This is a genomic window from Streptomyces sp. NPDC051909 (assembly GCF_040681095.1).
Lineage (GTDB): Bacteria > Actinomycetota > Actinomycetes > Streptomycetales > Streptomycetaceae > Streptomyces.
Map to the genome: position 1 here is coordinate 74,306 of NZ_JBFAYA010000013.1, position 22,148 is coordinate 96,453.

At 70.9% G+C, this 22,148-nt stretch carries 18 protein-coding genes; 14 read left to right on the forward strand and 4 right to left on the reverse strand.

Annotated elements, in window-relative coordinates:
• The first annotated feature begins 32 nt into the window (after window positions 1-32).
• The 3 genes from AB0M18_RS21585 to AB0M18_RS21595 all read left to right on the forward strand — a co-directional run bounded on the left by AB0M18_RS21585 (window position 33) and on the right by AB0M18_RS21595 (window position 5,093).
• Window positions 33-2,054 carry an FUSC family protein gene (locus AB0M18_RS21585; RefSeq protein WP_365760338.1) on the forward strand — a complete coding sequence of 674 codons (2,022 nt, stop codon included), beginning with the start codon at window positions 33-35 and terminating at the stop codon, window positions 2,052-2,054.
• Between the two features lie 268 nt (window positions 2,055-2,322).
• Window positions 2,323-3,858 (forward strand): APC family permease, encoded by a 1,536-nt coding sequence (locus AB0M18_RS21590; RefSeq protein ID WP_365760340.1) that lies wholly within the window; start codon window positions 2,323-2,325, stop codon window positions 3,856-3,858.
• A gap of 176 nt (window positions 3,859-4,034) precedes the next feature.
• Window positions 4,035-5,093 carry a hypothetical protein gene (locus AB0M18_RS21595; protein WP_365760341.1) on the forward strand — a complete coding sequence of 353 codons (1,059 nt, stop codon included), beginning with the start codon at window positions 4,035-4,037 and terminating at the stop codon, window positions 5,091-5,093.
• A 34-nt stretch (window positions 5,094-5,127) separates the two neighbouring features.
• On the opposite strand, the gene AB0M18_RS21600 is transcribed toward AB0M18_RS21595, so the two are convergent.
• Window positions 5,128-7,194, reverse strand: a complete 2,067-nt coding sequence (locus AB0M18_RS21600) for a PhoX family protein (protein ID WP_365760343.1) — start codon at window positions 7,192-7,194, stop codon at window positions 5,128-5,130.
• A 229-nt stretch (window positions 7,195-7,423) separates the two neighbouring features.
• Here AB0M18_RS21600 and AB0M18_RS21605 point away from each other — a divergent pair, with 229 nt between their 5' ends.
• From AB0M18_RS21605 to AB0M18_RS21640, 8 genes are all read left to right on the forward strand, one after another.
• On the forward strand, window positions 7,424-8,743 hold the full coding sequence (locus AB0M18_RS21605; RefSeq protein ID WP_365760345.1) for a VWA domain-containing protein: 1,320 nt from the start codon (window positions 7,424-7,426) through the stop codon (window positions 8,741-8,743).
• Window positions 8,744-8,858: 115 nt separating this feature from the next.
• The gene (gene metG / locus AB0M18_RS21610) at window positions 8,859-10,466 is read left to right on the forward strand and encodes a methionine--tRNA ligase (RefSeq protein WP_365760347.1); all 1,608 of its coding nucleotides are present in this window, start codon (window positions 8,859-8,861) and stop codon (window positions 10,464-10,466) included.
• A gap of 260 nt (window positions 10,467-10,726) precedes the next feature.
• On the forward strand, window positions 10,727-11,176 hold the full coding sequence (locus AB0M18_RS21615) for a hypothetical protein (protein ID WP_365760349.1): 450 nt from the start codon (window positions 10,727-10,729) through the stop codon (window positions 11,174-11,176).
• Window positions 11,177-11,344: 168 nt separating this feature from the next.
• Entirely contained in the window at window positions 11,345-11,902 is a 558-nt protein-coding gene (locus AB0M18_RS21620) for a Uma2 family endonuclease (RefSeq protein WP_365760602.1), read from the forward strand.
• An 87-nt stretch (window positions 11,903-11,989) separates the two neighbouring features.
• Window positions 11,990-12,502 carry an SseB family protein gene (locus tag AB0M18_RS21625; protein ID WP_365760351.1) on the forward strand — a complete coding sequence of 171 codons (513 nt, stop codon included), beginning with the start codon at window positions 11,990-11,992 and terminating at the stop codon, window positions 12,500-12,502.
• Window positions 12,499-13,131, forward strand: coding sequence for a hypothetical protein (locus AB0M18_RS21630; protein WP_365760353.1), 633 nt, complete (start codon window positions 12,499-12,501; stop codon window positions 13,129-13,131). Before AB0M18_RS21625 ends, AB0M18_RS21630 begins: the two co-directional genes overlap by 4 nt.
• A 13-nt stretch (window positions 13,132-13,144) precedes the next feature.
• A complete protein-coding gene (locus AB0M18_RS21635; RefSeq protein ID WP_365760356.1) occupies window positions 13,145-17,692 on the forward strand; it encodes a putative T7SS-secreted protein in 4,548 nt (1,515 codons plus the stop codon).
• A 38-nt stretch (window positions 17,693-17,730) separates the two neighbouring features.
• Window positions 17,731-18,471: a hypothetical protein gene (locus tag AB0M18_RS21640; RefSeq protein WP_365760358.1), complete on the forward strand. Its 741-nt coding sequence runs from the start codon at window positions 17,731-17,733 to the stop codon at window positions 18,469-18,471.
• On the opposite strand, the gene AB0M18_RS21645 is transcribed toward AB0M18_RS21640, so the two are convergent.
• From AB0M18_RS21645 to AB0M18_RS21655, 3 genes are read right to left on the reverse strand one after another with little or no spacing between them, the layout of a single operon-like run.
• Window positions 18,455-18,949 carry a hypothetical protein gene (locus tag AB0M18_RS21645; RefSeq protein ID WP_365760360.1) on the reverse strand — a complete coding sequence of 165 codons (495 nt, stop codon included), beginning with the start codon at window positions 18,947-18,949 and terminating at the stop codon, window positions 18,455-18,457. The two genes, AB0M18_RS21640 and AB0M18_RS21645, sit on opposite strands and share 17 nt — an antisense overlap.
• 36 nt (window positions 18,950-18,985) lie before the next feature.
• The gene (locus AB0M18_RS21650) at window positions 18,986-19,201 is read right to left on the reverse strand and encodes a DUF397 domain-containing protein (RefSeq protein ID WP_365760362.1); all 216 of its coding nucleotides are present in this window, start codon (window positions 19,199-19,201) and stop codon (window positions 18,986-18,988) included.
• Window positions 19,198-20,073 carry a helix-turn-helix transcriptional regulator gene (locus tag AB0M18_RS21655; RefSeq protein WP_365760364.1) on the reverse strand — a complete coding sequence of 292 codons (876 nt, stop codon included), beginning with the start codon at window positions 20,071-20,073 and terminating at the stop codon, window positions 19,198-19,200. Before AB0M18_RS21655 ends, AB0M18_RS21650 begins: the two co-directional genes overlap by 4 nt.
• A 156-nt stretch (window positions 20,074-20,229) precedes the next feature.
• Between AB0M18_RS21655 and AB0M18_RS21660 the strand changes: the two genes are divergently transcribed.
• The 3 genes from AB0M18_RS21660 (at window position 20,230) to AB0M18_RS21670 (ending at window position 22,111) form a co-directional block, all read left to right on the forward strand.
• Window positions 20,230-20,697: an ATP-binding protein gene (locus tag AB0M18_RS21660; protein ID WP_365760366.1), complete on the forward strand. Its 468-nt coding sequence runs from the start codon at window positions 20,230-20,232 to the stop codon at window positions 20,695-20,697.
• Window positions 20,698-20,896: 199 nt separating this feature from the next.
• A complete protein-coding gene (locus AB0M18_RS21665; protein ID WP_365760368.1) occupies window positions 20,897-21,751 on the forward strand; it encodes a helix-turn-helix domain-containing protein in 855 nt (284 codons plus the stop codon).
• A 90-nt stretch (window positions 21,752-21,841) separates the two neighbouring features.
• A complete protein-coding gene (locus tag AB0M18_RS21670) occupies window positions 21,842-22,111 on the forward strand; it encodes a hypothetical protein (protein ID WP_365760370.1) in 270 nt (89 codons plus the stop codon).
• Window positions 22,112-22,148: the final 37 nt, after the last annotated feature.

Sequence of the window (22,148 nt, forward strand, 5' to 3'; positions counted from 1 at the left end):
CACCCGGCGCGTCCCCGCCGTAACGTTTGACCATGGCGAAATCGGCGCAATCGGCGACATCGGCGCAGTCGGAACGGTCCGCACGGCTCTCCCCGCCCGCCTGGCTGACCGCCGGTCTGCGCCCGCAGCCGACGCCCGTGCCCTGGCCGGCCGTCGGCCGCGCGTCGATCGCGCTCGCCGCGCCGCTCGCCGCCGGACTCGCCGCGGGACAGCCCGCGTACGGGGCGCTGGTGTCGATGGGCGCCCTGTCCGGGGTCATCGGCGACACCGCCGACGCCTACCGGATGCGGTTCTTCAACATCGCCGTACCGCAGCTCTTCGGCGCCGTCGGCGTCACCCTCGGCACCCTGGTGTACGGCCAGGGCTGGCTCGCCGTCGGCGTGCTCACCCTGGTCGCGCTGGTCTCCGGGATGATCTCGTCGATCGGCGCCGTCGCCTCCGTCTCCGGCCTGCTGCTCCTGCTCAACGCGGTGGTCGGCGCCGGTCTGCCGATGCCCGACCCGTGGTGGAAGGCGCCGCTGCTGCTCGGACTCGGCGGGGTCGTCGTCCTCGCCCTCACCCTGCTCGGCTGGCCGCTGCGCGGCGGCGCCCCGGAACGGACGGCGGTCGCCGGGACCTACCGGGCGGTCGCCGAACTCCTCGAGGCCGCCGGCACCGACGCGTACGACGAGAGACGGCAGGCCGTCACGGGCTCCCTCAACCAGTCGTACGACCTGGTGCTCGCCCGCCGTGCCCGGCAGCACGGCCGGGCGCCCACACTGGTGCGGCTGCTCGCCGAGCTCAACGTGATCATCCCGCTCCTGGAGGCCGCGCCCGCGGCCCACCTCGCGGCCCGCCGCTTCCACCGGCCGCTGCCGCCGGAGATCCCGGCCGCGGTGCACGAACTCGCCGACACGGTGGGGAAGGAGAAGAAGCCGGGGCGCGCCGGACGCCCGTACGAGCTGCGCCTGCCCGCGGCCCGCAGGCCCTCCGAGAAGGCCGTCGACGCGGCGCTGCGGCACGCGGCGAGCGTCGTCCACCGCACGGAGCCGGACCCGAGCAACGTGGACGACCGGCTCGGCCGGCCCGCCGCCCTGCGCGTACGGATCCGGCGCACCACCCGCAACGTGCTGCTGTCCGGCGCCTCCTGGCGCTACGGCCTGCGGCTCGCGCTCTGCATCGGCCTCGCGCAGGCGCTGGTGTCGCTGATCGCCGTGCCCCGCTCGTACTGGGTCGCGCTCACCGTGACGTTCGTCCTGAAGCCGGACTTCGGCTCGGTGTTCTCGCGCGCCGTGCTGCGCGCCCTCGGCACCGCCGGCGGGCTCGTCATCGCCGCGCCGCTGCTCGCCTCGGTGCCGCGCGGATGGTGGGACGTGCCGGTGATGGCGGTGCTCGCCGCGCTGATCCCCGCCTTCTCCGCGAAGGGGTACGCCTTCCAGACCGCCGCCATCACCCCGGTCATCCTGCTCCTGTCCGACCTGCTCAACCACCAGGGCTTCGACCTGGTCCTGCCACGGCTCTACGACTCGCTCATCGGCTGCGGCATCGCGCTGGTCGCGGGCTATCTGCTGTGGCCGGAGTCCTGGCACACCCGGGTCGCGGACCGGCTCGCCGACGCGGTCACGGACACCGCCGCGTACGTCGCCCTGGCCTTCGCCGCGGCTCCTTCGGGACCGGGCCGGGACGACCCGACCGCCGCCCGGCACCGCGCCCGCCGCAAGCTGTACCGCGACATGTCCGCCGTACGCTCGGAGTTCCAGCGCGCCCTGACCGAGCCGCCGCCCGCCGGGGACCTCGCCGCCGCGTGGTGGCCGCTCGCCATCGCCGTCGAACGGATCGTGGACGCCACCACCGCCGCCCGGATCCGCGTCGACCACGGCGCGCCACCGCCCGAACCGGCCGAGGTGGCCGCCGTGGAGAAGCAGTTGGGGGAGCTCGCGGAGGGGCTTCGCTCCAGCGACGTGCTCGTGGAGGTACGGGCCGACCTCGGCGGCGACGAGGAGAGCGTGCTCGCCCCGCTCCGGCAGGAGGTCCGCGCGGCACGCGCCATCTCTTCCGCGCCGCCCGCGCCGTAAACCTGGCCAAAGGGGCGTACGGATGCGGTTACCGGCGGTTGCGGAATCGAACCCTCCCACCGCCGTTACCGGAACTCACGGGTACGACTACGATGCGCTCGAATTCACCGTGATCCGCGCACCTTTCGGCCACGAGCGAGCTCTGGTGGCACGATCACGCCGTCCCCGCCTGTACGTCCCCGCCTGTCCACCCCCCATTCCCCCCACTCGCGCACCCCCGCTCCCGCTCCCGTACTCCCCCTCCCCCCGCGTCCCCGAGGACACCGCCATGCGCACAGCTTCCGGCAGTACCGGCAGTTCCGGCAGTTCCGGCAGTTCCGGCAGAGGATCCGGCCGGTCCTCCGGCAGGGGCCTGCAGCCCAACGCCCTCGGCACGTTCGACACCATCGTGATGGCCGTGGCGGGCAGCGCCCCCGCGTACTCGCTCGCCGCGACGACCGCCGTGCTGTTCGGCGCGGTCGGGCTCGCCGGCCCGGCCTCGCTGCTCTACTGCGCGATACCGATGTTCGGCATCGTCCTCGCGTACGCCAGGCTCGGCCGGATCGACGTCAACGCGGGCGCCGGATACTCCTGGGTCGGCCGCACGCTCCACCCCTTCCTCGGCTTCCTCTCCGGCTGGGCGCTCGTCCTCGCCACGGTGGTCTTCATGGTGGCGGGTTCGCTGCCCGCCGGGTCCCTCACGCTGTCGCTGTTCGACGCCGGACTCGCCGACGACACCGTGCCCGCGTCGCTGGTCGGCGCCGGCTGGTTCCTGATGATGCTGCTCGTCGTCCTCGGCGGCGTCCGGCTCACCGTCCGCGCCCAACTCCTGCTCTCCGGCATGGAACTGCTGCTCCTGCTGGTCTTCCTGCTCGCCGCCCTCGCGCACCACGGGCACGCCACCGCCTTCGACTGGTCGTGGTTCGGCCTGGACCACTTCCGCGGGCCCTCCGGCTTCGCGGCGGGCGCGCTGATCGCCGCGTTCTACTACTGGGGCTGGGACGTCACCAGCAACCTCAGCGAGGAGACCCGCGACAGCCGGCGCACCGCCGGGCTCGCCGCGCTCGTCGGCGTCGGCGTGGTCTTCCTGCTCTTCGAGGCCTTCACCGTCGCCGTCAACGTGCTGCTGAGCGCGGACCGGATCGAGCACGGCGGCGCCAACGTCCTCGCCGTCCTCGGGCAGGAGATCTGGCCCGGTGTCGGCGGCAAGCTGCTGATCCTGGCGGTGCTCCTGTCGACCGTGGCCACCCTGGAGACCACCCTCATCCAGGTCACCCGCTCGCTGTTCGCGATGGGCCGCGACCGCACCCTGCCCGCCGCCCTCGGCACCGTCCACCGCCGCTGGAACACCCCGTGGGTGGCCATCGCCGCCGTCGGCGCCGCCGCGCTCGTGATGTTCGCCGCCGCGGCCGCCGCCGGCTCGGTCGGGCAGGTCCTCGGCGACGCGGTGAGCGCGATCGGCCTGCTGATCGCGTTCTACTACGCGCTTGCCGGCATCGCCGCCGTCGTCGCGTACAAGGGTCTGCTGCTGAGCTCCGTGAAGGAGTTCGTGCTCGGCGGGGCCTGGCCGCTGCTCGGCTCGGCGTTCATGCTGTGGGTCTTCGTCGAGTCGCTCGGCGAACTGTCCACCACCTCCCTGGTCATCGGCCTCGGCGGCCTCGCCCTCGGCCTCGTCCCGATGCTCGTGTACTGGAGGAAGGGCAGCGCCTACTACCGGCCGGCGCGCCTCGACGCGGCCCGTGTGCTGGCCGCCGCCGAGCCCTTCGCCGCACCGGACTCGCCGCGGGCGCGCCGGGAGGACAAGTCGCTGGCGACGGACTTCTGACGCGGTCGCCGACGCCGACGCCGACGCCGACGCCGTCCCCGGTTCCTGGTCCTACGGGCGATGGCACCGACAGCGCCCGAACACCCTCTTCGGATACGCCGAACCCGTGTCCGCAGTACCCGAGCCCGCAGTACTCGTAGCTGTAGCTGTAGTCGTCCTCGCGAGGGAGGTACCCGATGGCCGCACTGCGCCGCCGTTCGGCCCGACAGGGCCGGTTCGTGCCCGACTTCGACCCGGACTTCGGCGACCGGGCGCTCACCGAGGCCCGGCAGGACATGGTGATCGGACGCTGGCAGGGCGTACGGGACCTGCTGCGGGCCACCGGGGCGGACTGGCCGCGCCGTACGCACCGGCTGCGGCTGCTCTCGCACGCCGCGGCCGGCAGTTCGACCGTCGAGGCCTGGCGGGGCGCCGAGCCGGGCAACCCGGACGCGGCGGTGCTGCGGGCGGCCACGGAGGTGGTACGGGTCTTCGACGCGGCCATCGCCGCCGGGCGGGGCAGCGTCGTCGAACGGGGCCGGATCGACGCCTCCGTCGACGCGTGCCTGACGGCGGCGGACGCGGCACCGGACGACCCGATGCCGTGGGTGTCGCTGCTCTCGGTGGCGCGGCTGTACGAGGGCGGGGTGCCGCGACGCCAACTGCGCCACTGGTTCGACGAGTTGCGGCGCCGCGACCCGTACAACACCGAGGGCCACGCGCAGGTGATGCGCTACTGGTCGGCGCGCTGGCACGGGACGCACGGCGCGATGTACGACTTCGCGCGGGACGCGGCGGGCGTCGCGCCGCCCGGCTCGCCGCTGCCGATCCTGGTGCAGATCGCCCGGGTCGAGGAGTACCGGTACGTGGTGGACGGGGCGCTCGGCCGCGGGCCGGTGCGCGGCTTCGACCAGCACTGGAAGCACGAGCTCGCGGTGACCGAGCTGCGCCGCACGCACGCCCGCTGGCTCGGCGGCCGGGAGCCGGGCCGCCCGGTGGCTCCGGAGGAGGTCGCCGACCTCAACTACCTGGCGCACGCTGCGTGTTACGCGGGCCAGGTGGACATGGCGCGGGAGCTGCTCACGCTGCTCGGGGCGCGGGCGGCGTGGGTGCCGTGGGTGTACACGGGGGAGCCGGAGGAGCAGTTCGTCCGGTTCCGGGAGGGCGTCGGGATCGGCGGCGCGGGCGGCACAGGCGGCGCGGGTGGCCCGGGTGGCCCGAGTGGCCCGGGTGGCCCAGAGCAGGGGGCGGGCTGACGCCCGCCCCCCTCACTCAGCCCTCTTCGTCTCCTCAGACGCCGATGTCGCGGCCGTCGGTGCGCCACACGGCGACGACCGACGGGCGGACGATCTTGCCGGGGCCGTCGGGCCAGACGGAGGCCGGCTTCTCGACGGACGCGCCGTCGAGCTCGCCCGGGTGCTGCACGGAGACCAGGACCCGGCGGTCCTGGACCAGCGGGCCGCAGGTCTCGGCACCGGCCGGCACGGTCAGGAACTGCTTGAGCTCACCGCGCCGCTCACCCCGCGTGGCGACGCCGAACAGGCCGTCGTGGGAGCCGAGCTGGTTGCCGTCGGTGGAGATCCACAGGTTGCCGTGCGGGTCGAAGGCCACGTTGTCCGGGCAGGAGATCGGGCTGACCTTCTCCTTCGGGAAGCCGGAGAAGTAGGTGGCCGGGTCGTTCGGGTCGCCGGCGACCAGGAAGAGGCGCCAGGCGAAGCCGTCGGAGGCCGGGTCGTCCCAGTGCTCGGCGAGCTCCAGGATGTGCCCGTGCTTGTTGGCGTTGCGCGGGTTGGCCTCGTCGGCGGCGGCCTTGCCGGCCTTGCCGCGGTCCTTGTTGTTGGTCAGCGCGACGTAGACGCGGCCGGTGCGCGGCGACGGCTCGACGTCCTCGGGGCGGTCCATCTTGGTGGCGCCGACCTTGTCACCGGCGAGGCGGGTGAAGACGAACACCTCCTCGGCGGTCATGCCGGGCACGTGCGACTCGGCGCCGTCCGGGCCGGCCGTGGCCAGCGGGATCCACACGCCCGAGCCGTCGAACTCGCCGTCGGAGGGCAGCTTGCCGGTGCCGTCGATCTCGGCGGCCGGGGAGTCGCCGGTCAGCTTGGCGACGTAGAGGGTGCCCTCGTCGAGCAGGGTGAGGTTGTGCGCGTGGGCGGAGCGCGAGCCGCCCTTCTTCATCCGCTTCGAGGAGACGAACTTGTAGAAGTAGTCGAAGCGCTCGTCGTCGCCCATGTAGACGACGGGGCGCCCGTCGGCGGTCAGGCGCGGCTGCGCGGCCTCGTGCTTGAAGCGGCCGAGCGCGGTGCGCTTGCGCGGCGTGGACTCCGGGTCGTACGGGTCGAGCTCGACGACCCAGCCGAAGCGGTGCGCCTCGTTGGGCTCCTGCGCGAGGTCGAAGCGCTTGTCGAACTGCTCCCACTTGCGCTCGGAGGCGCCGGCGACCATGCCGTACCGCTTGTCGGTGGCGGAGGAGCCGTTGGCGAAGTACTGGTTGAAGTTCTCCTCGCCGTGCAGCGTGGTGCCCCACGGGGTGGTGCCGCCGGCGCAGTTGTTGAGCGTGCCGAGGACGGTGCGGCCGGCCGGGTCCGCGGAGGTCTTCACCAGGTCGCCGCCCGCCGCCGGGCCGGTCAGCTCGAACTCGCTGGTGGCGGTGAGGCGCCGGTTGAGGTGGTGGCGGGTGACCGGGGTCAGCCGGCCGGTGCGGTGCTCCTCCTGCACGACGACCACGGACAGGCCGTGCGCGGCCCAGGCGATCTCGACCTGCTCGCGGGTCGGGTTCGCGGGGTCGTAGCCGCGGAACATCAGGTTCTCGTCGGTGTACTCGTGGTTGGCCACGAGCACCTGGCGGTGGTTCTGGCCGCGCAGCGGGAGCAGGGAGAGGAAGTCGTTGTTGTAGCCGAACTGACCGGCCTGCGCCTTCGCCGTCTGCTTCTCGGAGTCGAAGGCCGGGGCGCCGCGGAGGATGGGCTCGCCCCAGCGGATGACCACGTTCTGGGCGTACCCGGCGGGGACGGTGACCTGGTCGGCGGTGTTGGGCGCGACGGGCGCGAAGCGCAGGCCCCGGGCGCCGTCGGCCTTGGCGCCGCCCTGGCCCTTCCCGGGCTCGTGCGCCTCGGCGGCGGGCGCGTTCCCGAGCGCGATCGCGGAGCCGGCGGCGGAGGCGACGGTCACGACGGCCGCGGCGCGCATGAGCGAACGGCGCGAAAGCGCACCGGCTATGACATCACCGACGTACTCGTTCTCGCTGGTGTTGGGGACCTCCTGGAAACAGGCGTCACCACAGCGGTAGCGGCAGGTCAGGGCGGAACGGCCGCCTCCGTGGGCGTGGTTGCTCAGCAGCGGCAGCAGTTTGCGCACGTCGTCCTCCATGATTGGGCGCGGTCGGCCGTGACGTTATGTGCGCACGTCTGCACGACGGCGGCGGGAGAGTGAACGCGCGATGAATCCACGGCGACTGAGGGCGCCCGGGTCGTAGGGGCCGGGGAGGGCGGCCGCTAACCTTACGTGTCCGCCCTGGCCAGGAATCGCCGTTGAGCCAGGGACATAGGACGCATACCGCACCCAACTCATGCGAAGGGGTTCGCCCATGGGTATTCGGAGCTTGCTGCGCAAGGTATTCGGCCGCGACCGCGCGAACAGCGCGGACGTCGAGGCCCCGGCATCCTCCGTCGTCCCCGCCCAGGCGACGTCCCCCGAGACGGAGCCGGCGCCGGAGGTCGTGACGGAGGTCGTGACGGCGCCCGAGGCTGTGACGAAGGCGGAGGCAGAGGCCGTGGCCGTGGCTCCGGTGGCCGAGGCGCCGGCGGAGCCGGAGACGAAGCCGGAGACGCCCGCGCAGCGGGCGGCGGCGGACCTGGTGGCGGCCTCGTTCGACAACCCGCAGATCCCGCAGGCGCGGCGAGCGGGGGACGAGGCGGAGGCCGAGCCGGAGGCGGCTGAGCCCGTGGCGGAGACGGTGGCCGAGGTCGAGGCCGTGGTGGAGCCGGAGACGGTGGCCGAGGCCGAGGCCGTGGTGGAGCCGGAGACGGTGGCCGAAACCGTGCCCGAGCCGGAGGCAGAGCCCGAGGCCGTCGCGGAGGAGGCGCCCGCCGAGCCGGTGGCCGCAGCCGCCGAGCCCGAGGCCCCGGCGGAGCCCGAGCCCGCGCCCGTACAGGAGGCGCCGGAGCCCGAGCCCGCCCCCGTACAGGAGGAGGAGCCGACCCCGGCCGAGGAGCCGGTTCCGGCCGTCGCGGGCAGGCCCGCACTCTCCCTCGCCAAGGTGAAGGCCGCCGCGCCGCACCTCGCCGACGCGTACAAGGCGGCCGGCACCGTCCTGAAGAAGCAGGAGCTGACCGGGGCGCGGGCGGCGGTGTACCTGGTGGTGGACCGGTCGGGTTCGATGCGCCCGTACTTCAAGGACGGCTCGGTCCAGCGCCTCGCCGAGCAGACGGTGGCGCTCGCCGCGCACCTCTCCGAGGACGCGGCCGTGACGACCGTCTTCTTCTCGACGGACATCGACGGCACGGCCGAGCTGACCCCCGCCGAGCTCTCCCCGACCCGCCTGGAGGAGATCAACGCGACGCTCGGCCGCCTCGGCCGGACGAACTACCACCGCGCGGTCGAGGAGGTCCTCGCCCTCCACGACAAGTCCGCGGACCCGGCCCGCCCCGCCCTGGTGATCTTCCAGACGGACGGCGCGCCGGAGTCGAAGACGGCCGCGACGCAGGCCCTGACGGAGGCGGCGGAGCGCCCGGACCGGGAGATCCACTGGCGCTTCACGGTGTGGGGCGAGGAGGACGGCAAGGCCTTCGACTACCTGCGCAAGCTGGCCACCCCCCGTACGGCCGTCCACTTCGCGGGTACGACGCCGGTCGAGACGGCGCACGCGGAGTTCTACCGGGGCGTGCTGGCGGACTGGTCGCTCTGACCGGACCCTGGTCGAGCGCTGATCATGGATGAACCCGGGGCCGGGGGGCGGTCGCCCTCCGGCCCCGGGTTTATCCGTGTGAGAGGGACTCCTCCCGGCCGTTAAAATTCGGACCATGGCGGCCACTGGATCCGAGAAGCAGGGCTCGAAGGCGTTCTACGTCACGACCCCCATCTACTACGTCAACGACGCTCCTCACCTGGGCCACGCCTATACGACCGTCGCAGGCGACGTGCTCACCCGCTGGCACCGCCAGCGCGGTGAGAAGGTGTGGTACCTCACCGGCACGGACGAGCACGGTCAGAAGATCATGCGCACCGCGGAGGCGAACGGCGTCAGCCCGCAGGAGTGGTGCGACAAGCTCGTCGAGGAGGCCTGGAAGCCCCTCTGGGAGCACCTGAACATCGCGAACGACGACTTCATCCGCACCACCCAGAAGCGTCACACCGACCGCGTCCAGGAGTTCGTGCAGGACCTGTACGACAAGGGCGAGATCTACAAGGGCGGCTACGAGGGCCCGTACTGCGTGGGCTGCGAGGAGTTCAAGCTCCCCGGCGACCTCATCGAGGCGGAGGACGGCACGAAGCTGTGCGCCGTCCACAAGAAGCCGGTGGAGATCCTCAAGGAGGAGAACTACTTCTTCAAGCTGAGCGAGTACGGCCCGAAGCTGCTCGAGTTCTACGAGGCGAACCCGGGCTTCGTGCAGCCGGAGTCCGCCCGCAACGAGGTGCTGAACTTCGTCAAGCAGGGCCTTGAGGACCTCTCCATCTCGCGCTCGACCTTCGACTGGGGCATCCCGGTGCCGTGGGACAGGGAGCACGTGATCTATGTCTGGATCGACGCGCTCCTGAACTACGCGACGGCGGTCGGCTACAACGAGAACCCGGAGAAGTTCGAGGCGACCTTCCCGGCGAACGTCCACCTCATCGGCAAGGACATCCTCCGCTTCCACGCGATCATCTGGCCGGCCATGCTGATGGCGCAGGGCCTGCCGGTCCCGGGCCGGGTCGCGGCGAACGGCTGGCTGATGGTCGGCGGCGAGAAGATGTCGAAGTCGAACCTGACCGGCATCAAGCCGCAGGACCTGACCTCGCACTTCGGCGTGGACGCGTACCGCTGGTACTTCCTGCGGGCGATCGCGTTCGGCCAGGACGGTTCGTTCTCGTGGGAGGACTTCTCCGCCCGCTACACGTCCGAGCTGGCGAACGACTACGGCAACCTCGCCTCGCGCGTGGCGGCGATGGTGGGCAAGTACTTCGACGGCGAGCTGCCGGCGGCGACGGCCGAGGGAGACGCGGAGAAGGCGCTGCACGACGGCCTGGCGAAGGCGGTCGAGACGGCGGACCTGAAGATCGGCGAGGAGCTGGACTTCCAGGCCGGCATCCTGGCGATCTTCGACTTCGTGAAGCAGGTCAACGGCTACATCACCGAGCAGGAGCCCTGGAAGGTCGCGAAGGACGAATCGGAGGAGGGCCGGGCCCGCCTGGCGACGATCCTCTACACGGCCGCCGAGTCCCTGCGCGCGGTCGCGGTCCTGCTGAACCCGATCATGCCGGAGACCTCCCAGGCCCTCTGGGAGTCCCTCGGCGCGGAGCCCTCCCTGGGCGCCCTGGCCACCCAGCCGGTCCAGTCCGCGGCCACCTGGGGCCAGCTCCCGGCCGGCGCGACGATCACGAAGGGCGCGGTCCTCTTCCCGCGCCTGGAGGACCCGAAGAAGGCCTGAGCCTTCCGTATACGGCCGAAGGCCGCCGCTCCCGGGACTCCGGGGCCGGCGGCCTTCGCCGTAACTGGCCGAACCGCGCTTCGTCGCGCGGCGCCGCCCTGCGGTCTCTCCCCATGTCGACACCACCGCCGCAGCCCCACCCCGGGTACGGCCACCCGCCGCAGGGCCCGTACCAGCAGCCGGGCCCGTATCAGGTTCCGCCTCCGGCCGGCTGGGGGCCGCCGCCCCCGCCCCCACCGGCGAAGAAGAACCGGACCGGCATGATTCTCGGCATCACCGCCGCGGGCATCGCCGGGATCCTGCTGCTCTCGTGGATCGGCAACGGCGGCCTGCGATCGGGCTCCGGATCGGGCTCGGACTCGGCGTATCCGGCCGCGACGCACCGGCTGGTGCTGCCGAAGACGCTGCTCGACGGCCGCTACGCGCTCGCCGAGGACGCCGGCCTCGGCCCGCTGGTCCGACGGCGGCGGCCGGTTCACCTACCCCGTGTGCGCGTGGGCGGACGACAACACCAGCGCGGCCGTCGCGGAGATGTCGGCCGGGACCGTGTCCGCCGCCCCGGAATCCCTCGACCTCACGAAGGCCGCCCGCACGACCCTCGCGATCCGCACCGAGACCCGCCGTCCCCTGAACCGACGAAACACGACACCGCCTCTCGGCCAACGCGGACGAATCCATGGGGCGGGGTGGACCTGCCCTGTCACACGTGAGGGTGACAGGGCCCCGCATCCACCCACCAGACCATCGGCATATGCCGGCGTCCTGGCATGGCGACAGCGACGAAACCGTCCTCGCGGACGGACGAACACGTACCGTGGAAGGCACCACCGATCCCGGAGGAGGCCGCCGTGGAGGCAGTCGAGCAGCGAACCCGCGCCATGACCCAGGAGCTCTTCGAGGAGCTCGCGCGCGTGGGCGACCGGCTGAGCGATGCCCTGCGCCTGGAATTCATCGACGGGAAGATCGGGGAGAAGGCTTTGCCGGACGGCGACCACGGGCAGATCATCGAATGGCTGACCCGCCTGTGCATCCAGACGAACACCGAGTGGTGGCTGTACCCGGACCAAGGGCTGCGCGTCGAGACATACCGCAAGGGCAACGCCCGCCCCGACGGTTGCCTCGCGCCCAGCGGCACCTTCGCCGGCCAGGGCGAGTGGGCCTCCCCCGACGGCGTCCTCATGGCGGTGGAGGTGACCTCCCGCGACTCGGACACCGACCGCCGCGACCGCGTCGAGAAGCCCCGCGCCTACGCGGAGAGCGGCATCCCGGTCTACCTCCTGATCGACCGCGCGGCCGGCGAGGTGCTCGTCCACTCCCAGCCGGGCGAGGGACGCTACGACATGGTCGTCACGGTCACGCTCGGCAAGACCGTGACGCTGCCGGAGCCGGTGGGCATGGAGCTGGACACCGAACCGCTGAAGGCCTGGGTCGACTGAACCGACCGGCCCATTCCAGCCGCCATCGACCGTATGTCGGCCGTATGTTCGTTGCGCATGGAAATATTCGCATGCCACCATGCGTGAGTGAGTGACAACGGGGACGACATACCAAAGCCTCAACGGGTCTCGAAACTGGTCGAGTTGGCGACCGCCTCGACTCCTTCGCCGCGTCCGCTCCCACGATCTGAACCGGAATCGAGGGTAGTTCCGAAGCCGGACCCTGCGGACGAAACCCTGGCGGCACGGCGGGAGTTCGCTCGTTTGCTCGGCGAATTCCGGCGTACCGCCGTGCTGGTGCCGTTCGACGGGTTCGAGAGTCCGTGGACGGCGGATTTCGGCGGGGTGCGGTGGATCTGTGCGTTCTCCGACGAGGAGGCGCTGGCCCGGTTCGCGGTGGCGCGAGGGGATGCGGGGCGGGAGTGGACGTACCGGACGGTTCTGGGTGCACGGCTGCTTGACGTGATGGTGCCGTTGCTGCCCGGTCCCGGGGGTGTGGCGCTGGATGCGGGCAGTGCTGACGGGGTGGTGTTCCCGCCGGTGGCGGGGGTCGTCCCGGACGAAGTGGCAGTGGAACTCGGGGGAACGGGGACGAAGTGAGTGGGAACGAGCCTGAGCTGGTGGCTCCGGCGGCGGCGCTGGCGGAGATCGCGAAGGGCATCGATCTGGCACATTCCGAGCTGAAGGATCTCGGGATGATCGGTCAGGCATCGGTGGGCCGGGGGTTCTCCGGGCTGGCGCTGTCAGGGCTGGAGCTGGGTCACGGTGGGCTGACGTCGGAGTTCGAGACGTTCTGTAACCGGTGGGAGTGGGGTGTGCGGGCGCTGACCCTGCGGGGGAACGGGTTCGCGCAGGGGGTCGGCCTGTCGGCGGGCTCGTTCGCGGAGCAGGAGCAGTACGTCAAGGACACGTTCAAGATCGGCTTGAACTCCCTGAACGGAAACCCGCATCTGTCGGAGGACGAGGTCAAGCAGATGCGCTGGGAGACCATTCGCGACCAGCAGACGTGGGACGACGCGGACTGGAGTGAGGAGTCGTTCGCGGAGGCCGACAAGGAGATCAAGCAGACCTGGAAGAACACCGGTTACGACGTCCTGGACGCGCAGATGGACTCGATGGAGCGGTCAGGATTGATCGACCCAGAGGACCGCAAGGTTCTGGACGAGCAGTTCAAGGACGTCTACGACCCTGACCAGGCGACGATCGACCAGGCCGAGCAGCCGCGATAGGGGAGAGCCGCTGATGGTCAACTGGCGGGACTGGGGCGACCGGATCGTCGACGGGGTCGACCGGCGCATCGACAGAGGCAAGGAACTGGTCGGCGAGACCGTCGACTACGTGACGGACAAGACCGGCCAGGCCCTGGACAAGGCGGGTGCCCATGACTGGGCGGACGCGGTCGAGGACTGGGGTGACGAGACCGCTTCCTCGCTTGGCGCCGAGGTCGGGGAGCAGCAGCTCGGGCAGACCGAGCAGGCGGACGAGCTGATCCACGGCAAGCCGGACATGATCGCCGCCACCGTGAAGAACCTGCGGGACTTCCAAAAGGCGTTCGACCTGGTCGGCGGCGGTATGCGGAAGCTGGACTCCAGCCATTGGAAGGGGGCGGCGGCCAACACCTTCCGGGAGAAGTTCCAGACCCTGCCTACGGACTGGCTGCACGCGGCGGACGCGATGGAGAACGCGGCCAAGGCGCTGGAGGCGTACTCCCACGCGGTCGTCAGCGCTCAGGGCAAGGCCCGTGAGGCGATCGCGCTCTACAAGGAGGGCGAGAAGGACACCAAGGCGGCGGACGACGCGCACAAGGAGAAGGTCGCCGCCTACGAGGCGGCCCGCACCGGAGACCACCCGCTGCCGGACCCCGGGGACTTCTCCGACCCCGGCGAGACCAAGCGGCAGCGCGCACGGGAGATCCTGCAGAACGCCCGGAACGCCCGCAACGAGGCGGGCGAGAGAACGAAGACAGCGGTCCGAGCCGCGCTCGCGCACGCGCCCAAGGAACCGACAGGCCTGGAGAAGGCCAAGCTGGAGCTGGTGGACTACAGCGCAGGCGAGGGGTTCGAGCTGGCCCACTTCGGCGGCGGCCTCGTCAAGGGCACGGCCGGGCTGGTCAACTTCGTCCGCTCGCTCAACCCGAACGACCCGTACAACCTGACCCACCCGGCCGAGTACCAGAAGGGCGTCAACATGACGCTCGCCGGCCTGGTAGCCACGGCGGCCAACCCGGACAGGGCGCTGAAGAACGCCTGGGAAGCGTTGAAGGACGACCCGGATGAGTTCTTCGGCCGGCTCGTACCGGAAGCGCTCGGCACGAAGGGCGCGGGCGGGCTGAAGACCCTCAACCGCCTCAAGCACCTCGACGACGTCCCCACGAAGCCGGGTGGCGCCCAGGGCCCGGCCCGTGGCGCCCAGGCAGAGGACCCGCACGGCGCCGGCCGGACGCCGGAGGAGAAGTGCGGGTGCGGCGACCCCGTGGACATGGCCACGGGCCGGGTCACCCTGCCGCAGACGGACCTCGCCCTGGCAGGCGCCCTGCCGGTGGTTCTCACCCGGCACTACGAGTCCTCGTACCGCGCAGGCCGCTGGTTCGGCCCGTCGTGGGCGAGCACGATCGACCAGCGCCTGGAGATCGACGCGGAGGGGGTGCTGCTGCTCTGCGAGGACGGCAGCATCCTCGCCTACCCGCATCCGGCACCCGGTGTTCCGGTGCTGCCGACCCACGGCACCCGCCGCTGGTCACTGGACCGGGACGCCTCGGACGAGTCGTACACGGTGACGGACCCGGAGACGGGCGTCATGCGCCGCTTCGGCACGGTCGGCGAAGGGCACGAGGCCGTCCTCGTCCAGATCGACGACCGCAACGGCAACTGGATCGCCTTCGGCTACGACGCCGAGGGCTCGCCCACGGAAGTCGCCCACCACGGCGGGTACCGGCTCCGGCTGACCACGGACGGATCCCGGGTCACCGCCCTGCGCCTGGGCGACCAGGTGATCCGGCGTTACGGCTACACCGACGGTCATCTGACCTCCGTCGCCGACTCCGCGGGCCGCCCGCTGTGCTTCGGCTACGACGAGCGGGGCCGGATGACGTCCTGGACCGACAGCAACGGCCACCGTTACGAGTACGTCTACGACGACCGCGACCGCTGTGTGTCCCAGTCCGGACGTGACGGCGTCATGGCCGGACGCTTCACCTGGGGCGACGGCGAGTCGACCTACACGGACGCCCTCGGCCGCACGACCCGCTTCGAGGTGAACGACCAAGCCAGGATCACCGCCCAGACAGAGCCCGACGGTGGGGTCACCCGGTCCACGTACGACGCTCGGGGCCGTCTGCTGTCCCGTACGGACCCCCTGGGCCACACGACCCTCTTCGCCTACGACGGGGAGGGTCGGCTCACGACCGTCACCCGCCCGGACGGGCGGACGACGACGGCCGAGTACGACGCCCGTGGGCTGCCGGTCAAGGTGCGGCGCCCGGACGGCACGACGGTCCGGCAGACGTACGACGAGCGCGGCAATCGCACGTCGGTCACGGGCGCCTCCGGCGCGCGCACGGAGTTCGGGTACGACGACCGGGGACGGCTCACGACCGTCACGGACTCGCTCGGTGCAGTCGCCCGGGTCCGCACCGACGATGTGGGGCTTCCGGTCGCGGTCACCGACCCGCTCGGTGCGACGACCTCGTACGGCTACGACGTCTTCGGCCGTACGGTCCGGGTCACCGACCCGCTGGGCGCGGAGACCCGGCTGGAATGGACACCCGAGGGCCGGCTCAGCAGCCGGGTGAACCCGGACGGTGCCGTCGAGTCCTGGACCTACGACGGCGAGGGCAACTGCCTGACGCACACGGACGCCATCGGCGGCACGACAGTCTTCACCTACGGAGACTTCGACGTCCTCGCGACCCGCACCACCCCGGACGGGACGCGCTACTCCTTCGCCCACGACGCGGCGCTCCAGCTGACGGGAGTCACCAACCCGCAGGGCCTCACCTGGTCATACGCCTACGACGCGGCGGGCCGAACGACGTCCGAGACGGACTTCGACGGCCGGACCCTGACGTACGCGTACGACGCGGCGGGACGCTTGGAGTCCCGGACCAACGGCGCCGGTGAAACGATCCGCTTCGAGCGGAACCCTCTCGGCCAGGTGCTCCGCAAGGACGCGGGCGGCGCGGTCACGACGTACGAGTACGACGTGTTCGACGAGCTGGCGATGGCGGTGAGCCCGGACGCGACGCTGACGCGGCTGCGGGACCGGTACGGCCACCTGATATCGGAGACGGTCAACGGTCGCACGCTGAAGTTCGCTTACGACGAGGTCGGCCGCCGAACAGGTCGCACCACCCCGGGCGGGGCGGAGAGCTCGTGGGCGTACGACGCGGCGGGCCGCCGCACGGAACTGACCACGTCGGGCCGCACGATGTCCTTCGCTCACGATGCGGTGGGCCGCGAACTGACCCGCACAATAGGCGACTTCGCGACCCTGACCTCAGCCTTCGACGAGTCGGGCCGACTGACCGCGCACGAGGTGACAAGCCGGGGCCGTCGTCTCCAGCGCCGGGCGTACCACTACCGGCCGGACGGAAACCTGGTCGGCATCGACGACCACCTCGCCGGCCCGCGCCGCTTCGACCTGGACGCGGCGGGCCGGGTGACGGCGGTACGCGCAGACCAGTGGACGGAGCGGTACGCGTACGACGAGGCCGGCAACCAGACGGAGGCCGTGTGGCCCCGCGATACGGAGGCGACGGGCCCGCGCACCTACACCGGTGCCCGCATCACCCGCGCGGGCGGCGTCCGCTACGAGCACGACGCGCAGGGCCGGACGATCCTGCGCCAGAAGACCCGCCTGTCGCGGAAGCCGGACACCTGGCGCTACATGTGGGACGCGGAAGACCGCCTGACCTCCGTCATCACCCCCGACGGCACGGAATGGCGCTATGTCTACGACCCCCTGGGCCGCCGCATCGCCAAGCACTCCCCCACGGAGACCGTCCACTTCACCTGGGACGGCACGACGCTGTGCGAGCAGTCCACCGAAACCGTCACCCTGACCTGGGACCATGCCGGCCTGCGCCCCCTCGCCCAGACGGAACGTCGCCAGGACACCGACGAGACCCGCTTCTTCGCCATCGTCACCGACCTGATCGGCACCCCGACCGAACTCGTCGACGAGTCGGGAACCCTGGCCTGGCGCTCCCGCACCACCCTCTGGGGCACCACCTCCTGGACGAAGTCGGCGACGGCCTACACCCCCCTCCGCTTCCCGGGCCAGTACTTCGACCCGGAATCAGGCCTCCACTACAACCACTTCCGCTACTACGACCCCGAACCCGCCCGCTACCTCACGCCGGACCCCCTGGGCCTCGCCCCGGCCCCGAACCCGGCGACCTACGTCCACAACCCGCACACGTGGAGCGACCCGCTGGGGCTCGGCCCGTGTCCGACGGATGCCAAGGGGGCCTGGGAGAACAAGGCAGACTTCTCCAGCCAGAAGGTCATGAGCAAGAAGTTCCATGCCCACGCCGGAGACTTCCTGGACGCGCCAGGAAACCTCAACAAGGTCAATCTGCAGAGATTCGAAGAAGCGATGCGTGAGCACATGACAGCAGATGGAACGAAAATATACCGCTACAATTACCGAAATCAGGGACAAGCGGTCGGATTCATCGATCCTGCGACCCAGAAAATGGTCATGCTGCACACTGACGGGACATTCTGGTCAGCATGGAAACTCGGAGACAAGCAGTTTCAGGGCATCGTCGACAAGGGATTCCTGTGGTGACACATTCGGCATACGGGCAATCCCCAGACTTCACCATCATGCTTGGCGAGGATGGGGCCTTCAACCCCGTTTGGCTACGCGGCAAGAACATCGTCCCTGTCCCTGTGGGGCGGCAGCTGGACGCGGCCCTGGCTCGTCGCATCGTGGCCGGCTGCCGTGCCGTCGGGGCACCACATGCGCTGTGGACTGACCTTTCGAACGGCGCCGACGGAGCGGACTCCGTGGTTGCCGCACTTCCCCTGGACTCCAGCCGTGGACAGATGCGCCCACCGGGCCTCGTCTACACCCCCGACCTGCAAGGTGCCGTCCTGCTTCCCGAGGAGGGCTACGCACTCGTCGGTGGAACAGCCCACTTCATGGCGGCCGCTGTCGGCGAAGGCATCGACGAAGCGCGCACCCGCTTCGCCCGCTATGCCCACAATCTCGCGCATCGCCACCCCGACCTGACCGCGGTAGCGGACGCCTACCCCTCCGCGCACCGGGCATGGTCCCGACCGACCGACGTCGAACCTGGTAGCGCGGCGGCGCGACAGCTGACGCTGCTGCACGAGTTCATCATCGGCGCTTGTAGCGCGCAGGAGTTCGCACGCGGATGGTGGGAAGCCCGTCGAGAATCCCAGGCAATCGGGGAACGCATTCGGGGCCCACTCGCTGATCTGTTCAACCGGGTCTTCATGAGCTTGGAAGACTTTGCGATCGAGCCCGATCTGAGGGAACCCGGCGACCTCTCTGATGCGGAACTCCAAGCAGTGGTACGTGAGATCATGAAGGGGGATTGACATGGGTTGGCAAAGAGCGCGGGAAGAAGCTGGCACATCGCCACCACCAGTCTGGCGGTCTCACACGACTCCGCACCCAAGAACGCACCTTCAGTCCCCGAGGCGCTGCGGAGTGTTGCTCATTGAGAGGTTCAACCCTCGGCCACCGTCCCAACGGCAAAGTGGTGTCATGCGGCTCCCACACGTCGGCGAACCAGCCGAGGCTGCAGCCGAAGAAGACCGGGTCGGGGACGGGCGCGGACAGCATGCCGGCGGTGTAGGCGGCCACGCACATGGAGCGGGTCTGCGGATTCCAGTAGGGGTGGAAGCGGATCTTGTCTGGTTGCGTGTCGGCCTGGACACGCGACTGAGCCATGAAGAGGTCCGCCTGCGCGACCAGGTCGTAGTACGCGGGCCAGTCACCACGCTGCCGCGCCTCGTACAGCCCGCGCTCGACAGCGCTGGGCGCCTGCCAGCCGTAGCTCACTGAAGCGTCCATGCGCACGATCGTACGAATGCCGGGCTGCGTCGTGATTCAGCGGCCCGAGCCCGAGGCGTACGAGACGAAGTTCGTCCAGGCGAACGGGGCGAGGGCGAGTTGGGGGCCGTCGAAGCACTTGGAGTCGCGGACGTGGACCGTGCCGGGGGTGGTGGCGACCTCGACGCAGGACTCACCGTCGGTGCCACTGCTGTAGCTGCTCTTGAACCACGCCAGTTCGGAGGCGTCCCCGGCGGAGGCCTTGCGGATCATGTTTCTCCCAGCAGTTGCTCGATAAGGGCCAACGACTCCCGTGGAGGGAGAGCCTGCGCCCGGATGGTGCCATACCGCAGCTCAAGGATGCGGAGCTGCCTCAGATCGGAGACTGGGCGGCCGCTGAACGCGCCGTCGGAGCGCCCCACCGCCGTGCCGTCCGGGAACTTCAGCAACTCGATCCTGCCGTCCAGCCCCGGGTGGGCATCGGTGTTCGTCGGCATGACCTGGAGTGTGACGTTGCGCAATTGCCCCACCTCCAGCAGATGTTCGAGCTGCCGTCGCCACACCATTGTGCCCCCAACCTGTCGGCGCAGCGATGCCTCTTCCAGCACGAAGTGGATCGACGGGGCCGGATCCCGTTCGAAGACCGACTGGCGGGCGAGGCGAGCGGCAACCATACGCTCCACATCGTCCGGCGCGTACGGAGGCTGCGCGGCCCCGATCAAGGCGCGGGCATGTTCCGGCGTCTGCAACAGCCCATTGACGCTGTTGCACTCGTACACCCCGATCTCGACCGCCCTGGCCTCCAGCTTCCCCAGCTCCCGGACCTTCTTCGGGTACCGGACCTTCGCCACGTCCTCCTTCATGGCCGAGACCTGACCGCCCGCCCCCAGCACCATGTCCGCCTTGTCCAGGTACTCGGGCCTCGGGATCCGTTTCCCGCCCTCGATCTTGTAGACCATGTCCTCGCCGTAGCCGACCGCCACCCCGAAGTCGGCGGCCCGCATCCCCACCGCCTCCCGCCGCAGCCTCAACTGCCGTCCCACGGTGGCGACGACGGCCACTCCCCAGTCGTCGTCCGGGTCCACCTCCCAACCCGGCTCGTCCGCCTCACTCTTGAGCCGCCCCGCGCTCTCGTCCACCGACATGCCGCGCCCTTCCCCTCGGTCCTGCGTGCCGCAAACGGCACTACCCGCCGCAGGGCTTCCGACAGCCCGGACAGCAGTGGACAAGCCCCGGACAGTGACCCTACGTAGTGGTGGAGTCACTGTTCACGCTAGCCGGGGGCGGCGACGCTCGGTGACGTGAATCAGAAGAACTCCATCGACTTCCGTGTCCAGTTGTCGCCAACTCCGCGCGGAGCCCGGCTCGCCCGGCTGCTCGCCGTCGAGTGGCTGCGGACCCGTGAGGTGCCGTACGGCATCGGCGAGGCGGCCACGCAGATCGTCGCCGAGCTCGCCACCAACGCCGTCACCCACGGGCGGGTGACCGGCCGGGACTTCCTGGCCGCGCTGGCGGTGGACGGGGGCACGCTCCGTATCGAGGTCACGGACACCCGGGGCGACCGCCTCCCCGACGCGGGCCGGGGGCGGGGACCGGGGCTCGGGCTGCTGCTCGTCGAGGCGCTGGCCGACCGGTGGGGCGTCGAGCTCGGGCCCGTGCCCCGGAAGACGGTGTGGGCGGAGCTGGATCTCGTCGGTTCACCGGAGTCCGGGGAACCGATCTCCGGTGGCTCGGGTGGCCCCAAGTGCCAAGTACGAGAGAGGAAATGACCCCACCAAGCCCACCCTTTCCCTCCCGGAGCGGTTCCGTCACCCTTGCAGGTGAAATATGCCAACCGGGCTGGCGCCGGGACTGGTTGCTTGATCTACGCTCAGCGCGACCGACAACAACCGCAGACATGCGTCGGCCCCCGCCGGGACTGCAATCCCAGTGCGAGGGCCTGACCATCCAGGAAGTAGGAGCTTCCCGATGGGTACCCAGAACACTAGCGTGCGCCCGTACGCCCCGTCCCGTAACGGCGGGAAGAACCACCCTCACCGGCGTACGCGTGGCGGGGTCATTCACGAGCACACGCGCCACACCGAGCGCTTCACCGTCATCGGCAACCACCTTGTCCAGCACCCCGAGTTGTCGGGGCTGGCCATCGGAATCGGCGCGCACATCCAGTCGCTGCCCACCGGTTCGCCCGTCGATATCAAGACCATCGCCGCGAAGATGCGCGAGGGCACCACTCGGACCGCCGCCGCCATGCGCGAGTTGGAGAAGCACGGCTATCTGCGGCGGACGCGCGAACGCCTGCCGAACGGGCGGATCGTGACGCGGACGGTGTTCTGCAACCAGCCGGGCCGCAGTGGGGCCGAACCCCCTACCGCGCAGCCGAAGCCGAAGCCCGCCCGGCCCGAGCCGCGTCGACGCGCCCTGCCCGCCGTGCCGCAGCCGGCGTGGCCCGCGCCCGACCTGGTGGAGACCGCGCACGCCGTACTCGCCTGCCTCCGCCTCGAAGACCGCCGACTCCTGCTCTCCGCCGCCGAGACCGAACACCTCGTGCCGGGCGTCGTGGCCTGGCTGGAACGGGACGTGTCCTCCGAGGCCGTCCACCACGCCCTGACCTCCGATCTCCCCCGCGAGCCGCTGTACCGCCCCGCCGCCCTCCTGGCCCACCGCCTCGCCGACCGGCTCCCGGCCCCGCCCCCGTTCCGGGCGCCCCGACAGCACCCGCTCCAGAACTGCGACGCCTGCGACCACGCCTTCCGGGGCCCCGCGCCGGGCCGCTGCGGAGCCTGCCGCCGCACCGGGCCGGGTACCGATCACCCACCCGAGTGAATATGCCAAACGCATGGGCCACGCGGTGGGTTGTCCTCCCTACGCTCGTCGCGACCGAAGACCATCGGAAGCCGGAAGAAGGACCTTCCCGTGCACGACGACGACCTCGACGTCGACTCCGTCCTCACCCACCAGAACGACGACCTGACCGGCGGCTTCATCCTGCTCGACAACGAGCTCATCCACGACCGGACGCTGTCCTCGCTCGCTCTCGGCCTTGCGGCGCACATCCTGTCGCTGCCCGCCGGCACGCCTTGTGACGCCGAGAGTCTTGCCGAGCGATTCCCCGAGGACGGTGGCGTCGCCACGATCGCCGCCGCCCTGGACGAGCTGAAGGCGCGTGGCGTCCTGCCGCTCTGAGCACCCGGCCCCGGCCACCGTCCCGTCACGACCCGCA